General features: G+C 54.2%; 7 protein-coding genes. 2 read left to right on the plus strand and 5 right to left on the minus strand.

Features of this window, described 5'->3' with window-relative positions; genetic code table 11:
* Window positions 1-3: 3 nt before the first annotated feature.
* The 5 genes from OCV69_RS00880 to OCV69_RS00900 form a co-directional block, all read right to left on the minus strand.
* Window positions 4-435: a hypothetical protein gene (locus OCV69_RS00880; protein WP_158358420.1), complete on the minus strand. Its 432-nt coding sequence runs from the start codon at window positions 433-435 to the stop codon at window positions 4-6.
* Window positions 436-487: 52 nt separating this feature from the next.
* Window positions 488-1630, minus strand: a complete 1143-nt coding sequence (locus OCV69_RS00885; protein WP_158358421.1) for a YibE/F family protein — start codon at window positions 1628-1630, stop codon at window positions 488-490.
* A 16-nt stretch (window positions 1631-1646) separates the two neighbouring features.
* Window positions 1647-3212 (minus strand): purple acid phosphatase family protein, encoded by a 1566-nt coding sequence (locus OCV69_RS00890; protein WP_158358422.1) that lies wholly within the window; start codon window positions 3210-3212, stop codon window positions 1647-1649.
* Between the two features lie 151 nt (window positions 3213-3363).
* Window positions 3364-7080, minus strand: coding sequence for a DEAD/DEAH box helicase (locus OCV69_RS00895; protein WP_262562905.1), 3717 nt, complete (start codon window positions 7078-7080; stop codon window positions 3364-3366).
* Window positions 7081-7095: 15 nt separating this feature from the next.
* Entirely contained in the window at window positions 7096-8322 is a 1227-nt protein-coding gene (locus OCV69_RS00900) for a Zn-dependent hydrolase (RefSeq protein ID WP_158358424.1), read from the minus strand.
* Between the two features lie 205 nt (window positions 8323-8527).
* On the opposite strand from OCV69_RS00900, the gene OCV69_RS00905 reads away from it, so the two are divergent.
* Complete coding sequence (locus tag OCV69_RS00905; protein ID WP_158358425.1) at window positions 8528-8869, plus strand: arsenate reductase family protein; 342 nt, start codon at window positions 8528-8530, stop codon at window positions 8867-8869.
* Between the two features lie 12 nt (window positions 8870-8881).
* Complete coding sequence (locus tag OCV69_RS00910) at window positions 8882-9505, plus strand: class I SAM-dependent methyltransferase (RefSeq protein ID WP_158358426.1); 624 nt, start codon at window positions 8882-8884, stop codon at window positions 9503-9505.
* The last annotated feature ends 215 nt before the right edge of the window (window positions 9506-9720 follow it).

Raw genomic sequence — 9720 nt, forward strand, 5'->3', positions numbered from 1 at the left:
TTTTTACAGATAGGCCTTCATTTCATCCCTGAGGGCTTCCTCTGTCCGGATCAGACAGTCCGCCAGGTCCATGCTTTCCCTGGAGGCTCCCGCATACTGGTTCCGGAAGCCACAGATGGACTGGATCCCCATGTTGCAGCCGTCCATGAGGATCTTTGCCGCCTGCCGGTTATCGTCCTTCATGAGCATTTTCATCCCGGTGGACATACGGGAAAACGCCGCCGCCATCATCTCTGGCTCCTTCCCGCCCTCTCCCAGGCTTTTTAACTGCTTATATGCCTCTTCCTCCATGGCCTGGTGCTTTTTCTCATACCCATCTATGGTATTTTTCAGTTTCTGGTCCGACACGTAGCCCTTGATCTGGGCCATGCTGTCCAGAGCCATCTTACAGCCGGAATCACATTCCTTTAAAAGGCACACCGTATGATCTCTCATGTTCCATCTCCTCCTTCATTCATAAACAGCTCCATACTCAGTATGCGCCGTCTCAGGAAAGAATATGCCGCTCGTGTTTTTTCTTTCGTTTTTTCAAAAGAAGAGCATTGATATAAGCGGCAACAGGCACCGTAAAGATCACTCCCAAAGTGGCCGATATGCCCTGGATGATCTCAATGCCGATGGAATACATATTGATGGTCTGGTTTAAGCTGTAACCGTAAGCATAAATAAATATCAGCGTGTTGATGGAGGTTCCTGTAAATGCCAGGATCAGCGTATTGGACATGGTCCCCATCATATCGCGCCCCACATGGATCCCGGACCGGAACAGCTCCTTAAAGCCCAGCTCCGGTGCCCGGGCGGCCACCTCATGGACAGCGGAGCTGACCGACATGGCCACATCCATGATGGCTCCCAGGGCCGAGATCAGGATCCCTGCGTACAAAAGCTCTCCCACCTTGATGTCGGTCATCTGGGCCACATATTCCAGCTGCTCGATGTCCGACACGTTATATCCGCTGATTCCTGCCAGCCGTCCAAAAGCCGCCGCCAGCGATCCCGAAAGCATGACCCCCAGGATCGTAGCCAGAATGGCCGCTGCGGTCTTTGTGGACCTGCCGCCGATGAGATACATGGTCACAACTGTGGTCAGGGCCGCCACCAGCATGGAGGCTCCGATGGGCGAAGCTCCCCGGTAGATCATGGGGATGAACATGAAAATGATGCACAGGAAGGTAAAGATCAGGCCGATGGCTGAATTTAATCCCTGTCTGCCTCCGATGGCCCAGACGGAGATCAGGAATAAGGCTACGATCCCGTAAAGTACCAGGCTCCGGTCCTGGCTGTATACAGTGACATACAGCTCCTCTCCGCTTTCGTTGACGGCCGCAATGACCCTCATGCCAGGCCTGCAATGGGCTCCGTACAGGTAACTGGAGGAGCTGACGGCCTCCACCGTTTCCCCCTTTCTGCTTCCGGAGTCCAGGACCAGCAGGACCTTCTGCTGCCCCACATACTGGCCGCTTTCCTGCTCATTATCCTCTAAGACCTCCAGGACTCTGGCCTTTTCAAAGGACCGTCCCTGGGTTCCGTAAAGCTCCGTCCGCTCGGTCTTTCCAAGAAGGAAAAGAATAAATCCGAACACAGCCACGAAAGCCAGGGCCGCAAGCTGCCGTTTCCTTACACTTCCCATACGTTCCTCTCCCCGGTTATTTTGTCTTCACGATGCGGACCTGCTCATCGATCTTTTCGTTGGTATCGGTCCGGTAGGTGTTGATGGTAAAGGACTCGCTGTCAATGTCCACCACTGAATAGGTGGGCACGTCCTCCTGCCATCTGCTTGCAATGTACGTCTGCTTTCTGGGAGTAAGATCATAATATTTACTGCCTGAGGAGGAGCCGGCCGTCATATAGAGAATCCCTTCCGGGTCCACAGACTCCCTCTTCTTTGATACGATGGCATCAGTGTCCATCACTGCCGCCAGGTACTGGAGATACGTGATCTCATCTGGATCCACCGTATTCTTTTTAATGTTTAAAGGCGCTGTAAACAGAATCTCCTTGCTGTCTCCATTGTCGATATCCTTTTCCAGCTGTGCCTCAAAGGAATCGTCGTCGTACTCAAAGCTCTTTTTTCCGCCCTCCAGAAGATACGTTCTGGAATATGCATGGTCATGGCCTGTGAGTACCACGTCCACATCGTTCTCCTCAAAAATGGGGACCAGCTCGTAGCGGAGGTTTGTGATCTCCGGTTCATTGGAATGCTCGGCAGAACCATAAATGTCCTGGTGAAGGGTCACGATCCTCCATTTACAGTCTGCATTGGCCTTTATGGTCTCCTCCATGAACTGTCTGTGCTCTGCCACATTGGTATCCTGGGTATTTAACATCATGAACAGGGCGTCTCCATAACGGAAGCTGTAATCTCCGCCCACAATGCCGTTGGAGCCCAGGGTACTCAGGTTGGGAACATTGAAGTGCCAGGTGTAGTTGGCATTGTCCGCGTCATGGTTGCCCACCGTTGTGGCCACCGGAAGGGACTTTAATACCTCCGGGCTTAAATATCCGGCGTACTCGATCTCGCTGACGGTCCCGTCCTTCACCTTTTTGGCATTGGTCTGGATCTGATCTCCGGCGGAAAGCACAAAGGCAGGATCGCTGCCGGCCTTTTCCACTGCCAGCTCCAGGGTATGGTTCCAGTTGAAACTGTCGCTCATGACCGATTCATACTGGGCCGTCTTAAAAGTATCCTTTAAAATGTCCTCTGGTTTTTTGGCCTTTTCCTCATTGGAGGAGCCGATCTGCGGGTCTCCCACAAAAATGAAGCTGAAGGAATCCGGATCCCTTGTCTCCAGCCTGCTGACCGCTTTTCCGCCTGCCTGGTAGTAATAGACAGAGCCCGGCTCCAGCCCCGTGAGCGTCACCTTGTTGGACTGATAGCCCTCCTGGGCGTCTGTGCTCTTTACCTCTGCGTCCGTTCCGTCGGACAGGTCTGCCTGCTTTCCATACCGGAAGCCGGCATCCTCCCCCTTTCTGGAATACCAGGCGAAATTCATCTGAGTCTCGTCTGCGCCGGGGGTGATGGAAACCTGGGTCCAGTCGCCGCTTAACTCCTTCCACCGTTCCTTCCACGCATCGTAAGCGCCTTCCTGGGCTGCCTCTGTGTCCTGCGCCAGGGTTTTTCCATCCGGAGCCGCACCGCCAAAGGCCGGGAAGGTCTGACAGGCCAGGACTGCCGCCAGGGCTGCCGCCATAATACTCTTTTTTCTGATCATCGATTCATCCTCCTCATAGCATGATAATACAAAAACTCTTTTTTCCGGCCCCAATATAGCATCGGAAAAAAGAGTTTTCAATAGGACTTACGAATCTTTAAGCGGAGTATTTCCAAAGTTTTACATAGATTTTAGGGAGGTTTTCCCCGGTTTACGTCTGGATCTCCAGAAGCCTCAGCATATCTTCCCTGGTCATGGGAGCCGCCTGCTCCGTTCCCTGTCCGATGATCCGGTCTGCCAGCTCCCGTTTTGTCTCCTGAAGCTCCAGGACCTTTTCCTCAATGGAATCCTTGGTGATCAGCTTGTAAACCGTCACATTTTTCTGCTGACCGATCCGGTGGGCACGGTCTGTGGCCTGGTTCTGGGCCGCCAGGTTCCACCAGGGATCGTAATGGACCACCATATCCGCTCCTGTCAGATTTAATCCCACTCCCCCGGCCTTTAAGGAGATCAGGAATACTGGGACCTCTCCCCCGTTGAAGGCATTTACCAGCTGAAGCCGCTTCTCCTTGGGCGTAGCTCCAGTGATCATAAAGTGCTCCACATGTTCTCCATCCAGTCTGGAGCTTAAAATATCCAGCATGGAGGTAAACTGTGAGAACACCAGAAGACGGTGCCCTCCGTCCACAGCGCTCTGGACCAGCTCCATGCACGCGTCCGTTTTGGCCGTCTCATCTCCATAATCCTCAAAGCACAGGGCCGGATCGCAGCAGATCTGGCGGAGCCTGGTCAGCTCTGTCAGGACCTGGAACCGGCTGTTATTAAATTCCTCCTCACTCTGATGGTCCAGGAGGGATCTCAGATGGATGGCCTGGCCGTCGTACAGCTTCCTCTGCTTTCCTGTCATCTGTACATACCGGACCTCCTCCGTCTTTTCCGGCAGGTCCCGGAGCACATCCTGCTTCAGCCGCCGCAGGATAAAGGGCCCCACCATTCTCTGGAGCCGCTCCATGGCCTCCTGGTCATTGTTTTTCACCACCGGGATCTCAAATTCCCTCCGGAAGGTATCGTAGCCATACAAAAAGCCCGGCATCAGATAATCAAAAATGCTCCAAAGCTCGCTGAGCCGGTTCTCAATGGGCGTTCCCGTAAGGGCAAACCGGAAACGGCTTTTGATCACCTTCACCGCCTTCGCCGCCGCAGTGGTATGATTCTTGATGTACTGGGCCTCATCCAGGACCTGATACAGAAACTCCCGTCCCTCGTAAAGGGCCGCATCCCGTTTCAAAAGATCATAGGAGGTGATGAGCACGTCCGAGTGAACGGATTCCTCCAGCCTTTTCTGACGCTCTGCCTGGGTGCCTGCCGCCAGCGTCACCTTTAATTCCGGGGCAAATTTTTTAAATTCCTCTCCCCAGTTGAATACCAGGGATGCCGGGGTGACGATCAGGGACGTGCCTGTCTTTCCCTCCAGCTTTGCAGCCAGAAGGACCGCGATCATCTGGAGCGTTTTTCCCAGTCCCATATCGTCGGCCAGGATCCCGCCAAAGTTCCAGCTTTCCAATGTCCTCAGCCACCGGTACCCGTTTTTCTGATACTGGCGCATGGTGGCGGAAAGGCTTTCCGGCTCTTCAAAATCCGCGTCCTTTATGGTCTTAAAGCTCTTTACGATCTGCTTGAAATGACTGTCCCTTTTACTGTAAACGTCCTCGTGCTCCTCCAAAAGCCGGTCCAGATACAGCGCCCGGTAAACCGGCAGATGCATATTTCCCCGGATCATTTCCTTCGGCGTAAGCCTTAGTGCCGCCGCCATTTCCTCCAGCATTCCGACAGAGGATTCCTCCATGCGGACAAAGGTCCCGTTTTTCAGGCGGTGATATTTCTTTTTCTGCCGGTAGCTGTGCAGAAGCTCCACCAGCTCCTCCGACGGAATGTCTCCCGTGTCGATCTTCAGATCCAGCATTCCGCTGGAAACCGATACGCCCACAGCGGTCTGCACCCGCCGGACCACATGACAGCCGCGGAACCGGTCCGTACACAGCACTTCCCCCAGGGAAGCAAGTGCAGCGACTCCGTTCTCCGCCACCTGGTACATGACCTCCTCGTCTCCACCGCAGGAAAACTCCTCCTTCTGCGGAACCTCCACAGGAAACCATCGCTTCACCTCCAGGGCAATCCCCGCCTCCTCTGCCAGAGCGCGGAAGGGTTCCATAAGATCCTGTCCGTTTTCTATGCACCGGACCGCCTCCACGGGAGAATATTCCTGATTCCCGTACCGGACCACCGGTCGGCAGACAAAATCTCCCCCCTCCGCATCCAGATAAAACTGGTATTCTCCCCGGGGCGGCAGAAAGGAGCGGATCAGCTCCCCGTCCTTCTCTGCCACCTGGGCGATCTCCCTGAACCTGGGCAGGATCATATGGTAAAATTCAGCCAGCCTGTTCCTTCCCACAAAAAAACGGAAGCTTCCGTCCATAGAAACGTCAGCCAGACGCTCCAGACCGTCTGAAAGCTCCCCGCTCTGCCGGTACAGCCCGTCCGCCTCAATAAAATATGCTGTGTCCATGCCGTAAAAAAGCTCCGGCATGGTCCCGCTGACCTGGACCCCGTCGAATTTTTCCGCCGGACCAGGTTTTCCGCCAGCGTACCTGGGTTCTATTTCCACCTGGATCCTGGGACTTCCCGTTCTGGCATACAGCACCTGCTTCTTCTTTCCATGATCCCTGTCCTCCGCTTCCACGCCAGACGGACCCATAAGCTCATAGAACTGGTCCAGCCGCCAGCCAAACAGCTCCAGGAGCATTCCCACAGAGGGTCTGTTTCCGGAAAACCGCCAGGAATCCTCCATCCGGTCCGCAAAGCGCACCTCCTCCTGAACGATCCTGTTCACAAACTCCAGCCATGGGAGAGAGCCTTCGGTAAAATTTTCCCTTTTATGGCTGAGGACTGTTGACGAGCCATAAACGGCCTCCTCGCCATTTTTCACATGCTCACAGAATTCTTCCAGATTTTTGACCACAAACATCCGTCCGGCCCCTGTTTTAAAGGACACATACAGCTTTTTATCCTTCTGGATCAGCCTGGGCTCCAGGCGCATGGGATCCGCCGGCCCTTTTGTCTGCTTCATGAACTTTCCCCACAGGGTACTCTCAATAATATACTGTCCGGCGGCATCTGTCATATCTCCAATGTTATGGTCCTTCAAATACTCTTCCAGCAGCAGAGCGAGCCCTGCGGTATATTTGCACCGGCAGTCCCCTGAATATTGGCGGTAGCTGCGCGCACACTCCGGACAGCCGCATTCGGCCCGCAGGGCCTCATCGCTGGAGAATACCAGGCGGATCGGAAAGTAAGATTTCCTCCCCCTCTCCGTTTCCCCAATGGCGGATGCCTGGCCGAGGACCTGGCCTCCGCTCCTCTCAAAGCCCTTGCCCACCTGCTCCAGCCGGAGCCGTCCACCGGAAATGGCCTTTCTTCCTCCTGTCTCTGCCTCTGTAGAAAGCTTCAGGGACTTACGGATCTGGTCTCCATGAAAGTATCGGTAGCCCTGGAGCATTCTGATTGCTTTCTTTTCGTCCTCGGCGCTGCCCCGGTCTGTCTCCGTTCCATCCAGATGGGAGTATGCCGCCGCTTCCTCCTGCTCCGCCCTGCTTTTCTTTTCCTCTTCTGCCTTTTCCTGCTCCGCCGCATACAGCACCGCCGCCATATGGGCGCACTTTCCCCGTCCTCTTCCCACAGCGCAGCTGCATTCTGTCCGCACCGGGATCCCGTGGTCCATGGATATTTTCACCTCATACCGCTCCCGGCCCAGGACCGCCGCGCTGTATTCATTTTCGTTCACAGACAGCTCCCGGATCCGGCCATTCTCCAGAAGCTCCCGGCCCTTTTTCCTGGTATTCTGTGGGAATAATTCCTCCCATTTTTCCATATCTCTCATCCTCGTCTATTTTATCGCTGCAGCTGCTGCGCCCATCTGATCCAGTCCCTTTTCATCCAGCTCCAGCACAGTCTCATACAGCACGTCCGCCCCCAGATCCACATGATGCGGCGCTGTGTATTCTTCTCCCTGGTGGCTGATCCCCTTCACGCTGGGGACAAAGATCATGCCGATGGGAACGCCCGCCTGGGCCATGGGGTTCGCGTCATGGAACGCCCCGCTGGGCATGATCACATGGCGGATATTCTTTTTCTCACAGACCTGGTCAATGAGCCGGATCAGCCGCGGATCACAGGGAGTCGAATATTTCGCTGCGGAATTGCTGAACTCAAAGGTACAATCCGGGATCTCCTCCGCCATTCTTTTTATGTCCGCGAACAGCTGATCCGTCATGGTCTTATCCATATGGCGCATTTCAAAGGTGGCCTCCGCCTGGCCCGGTATCACATTCTCCTGGCCAGGAAGCACGGAGAGCTTCCCTACTGTGAAGACCAGCGTATCGTTCAGCTCCCTGGCCCGCTTTTCCGCCCCGACGATCAGCTTCGCCATGCCTGTCAGGGCGTCTTTCCGGCTGTCCATCATAGTGGTTCCCGCGTGATTGCTCATACCCCTGGCCGTCACATCGTATCGGACAACGCTGACGATCCCGCTGACGACTCCGATATCCGTACCCGAAGCATCCAGCCTGCCGCCCTGTTCAATATGATACTCCAGATAGCATTTATAATCTTCCAGATCCCGTCGGACGCTTCGGACAATCTCTGGACTTAATCCAAATTTCTCCAGCTTTTCCTTATAGCCCGGCACGTCCGGATCGATCTTTCCGGTCACACAGCGGCTTCCAAAGGTCCCCCCGAGAACACTGGATTCTTCCATATTGAACCCCCAGATTTCCAGGGAATGACGGAGCCTGCGCCCCTCCTCCCTTAACCGCGCGGCTGCCTCTATTGCCCCGGCCACACCCAGCATCCCGTCGTATAGTCCTCCCCTGATGACTGTATCCAAATGGGAGCCAATGGCAATGATGCCAGCCTTGGGATCCGTTCCCGGCAGGATGCCGTGGAGATTCCCCACCGGGTCCGTTTCCGTGCGCATCCCCAGCTCCTCCATCTTCTCCTTTAACAGCTCCAGGGCCTGGAAATATTCCCTGGAGAATCCCACCCGGGTAATGGAGCCATCTCCATTCCTCCCAATACTGCCCGCCTGGTGAAGCAATTCGTTCAATCTGCTCATGTTCCCTTTTCCTCCATGGTTGCCATAATCTGTTTCCAATATATCCTCGCCCAGTCTGTTTGTCAATGACAATCCGTCTGCCTGACACTGGCTATCCCTCCTTCAGGCCCTAAAATCATCCATTCTTCTATGTTTCCATGGCGTATTTCCGCTTCCGTATGCTATACTGGAGCTGTGAATCAGTAAAGAAAGGCAGATTACATTTATGAACATTCAGATTTTTGGGACGAAAAAAGATTTTGAAACGAAAAAGGCAGAACGCTATTTTAAAGAACGCGGGATCCGGTACCAGTTCATCGACATGAAGGAAAAGGGGTTGAGCAAGGACGAATTTCTATCTGTTCTCCAGGCCGTCGGCGGATATGAAAAGCTGATCGACCCCAAATGCAAAGACAGAGACCTCCTGGCTCTGATCACCTATCTTGCCGAAGAGGACCGGACAGACAAAATATTTGAAAATCAGCGGATCATAAAAACACCCATTGTACGCAATCAGAGACAGGCGACGGTTGGATGCCAGCCGGAAGTATGGAAGACCTGGAAATAATGGAGGTACACCATGAAGAACAACCAGACCGGTGAGCTGCCGGAAGTCCGGTGGGACCGTCTCCTTCGCATTAAGACTGCTGGAAGAGATGATTCCAGCGCCGATCAGTACCGGTATCCCTATGAGCCCACGCCCTATTCCGTTCTGGAACGCCTGGCTGGATCCGGCTGGATCCGGAAGGGGAATATTCTGCTGGACTATGGCTGCGGCAAGGGACGGGTCGGGCTTTTTCTGTCCTGCCAGACCCGCTGCCGCTCCATTGGCGTCGAATATGATCCGCGCATTTATGAAAAAGCTCTGGAGAACCAAAGTTCCTGTGTATCCCCTGGAAGATCCTCCTTTGTCCTGGCCAATGCCGAACATTATGCCGTTCCCTCCTCCGTCGACCGGGTTTACTTTTTCAACCCATTTTCTCTGGAGCTTCTCCAAAAGGTCATGGCCCGGATCCTGGACTCATATTATGAGCATCCGCGGTCTATACTGCTGTTTTTTTATTATCCTTCAGACAGCTCTCTCTCATATCTGACCTCTGTTCCAGAGATGGCGTTTTTCGACGAAATTCCATGCGGTGACCTGTTTCCAGGAAATGATCCCCGGGAGACCATCATGATCTTTGAGCTTCCGTATCCGATGTAGGATACGGACTCAATGTGTGTTTGTGCTTAGACACTCCCGTGGGGACCTTGCATGATCCAGATATTTATCAAGCAATTCTGAGATGAAAAAAAGCACGAGACGGGAGGGTCTGCCCCAGCGCAGCCCACGGCAGTGGGCGCAGCGAGGGCATTCGGACCTGGGCGTCAGCCCTGCGGGGGCGGAGACTGTCTCGTGCTTTCAGACTCTTTTTTATC

The sequence above is a fragment of the Alitiscatomonas aceti genome, assembly GCF_025567195.1.
Classification (GTDB): domain Bacteria; phylum Bacillota; class Clostridia; order Lachnospirales; family Lachnospiraceae; genus Alitiscatomonas; species Alitiscatomonas aceti.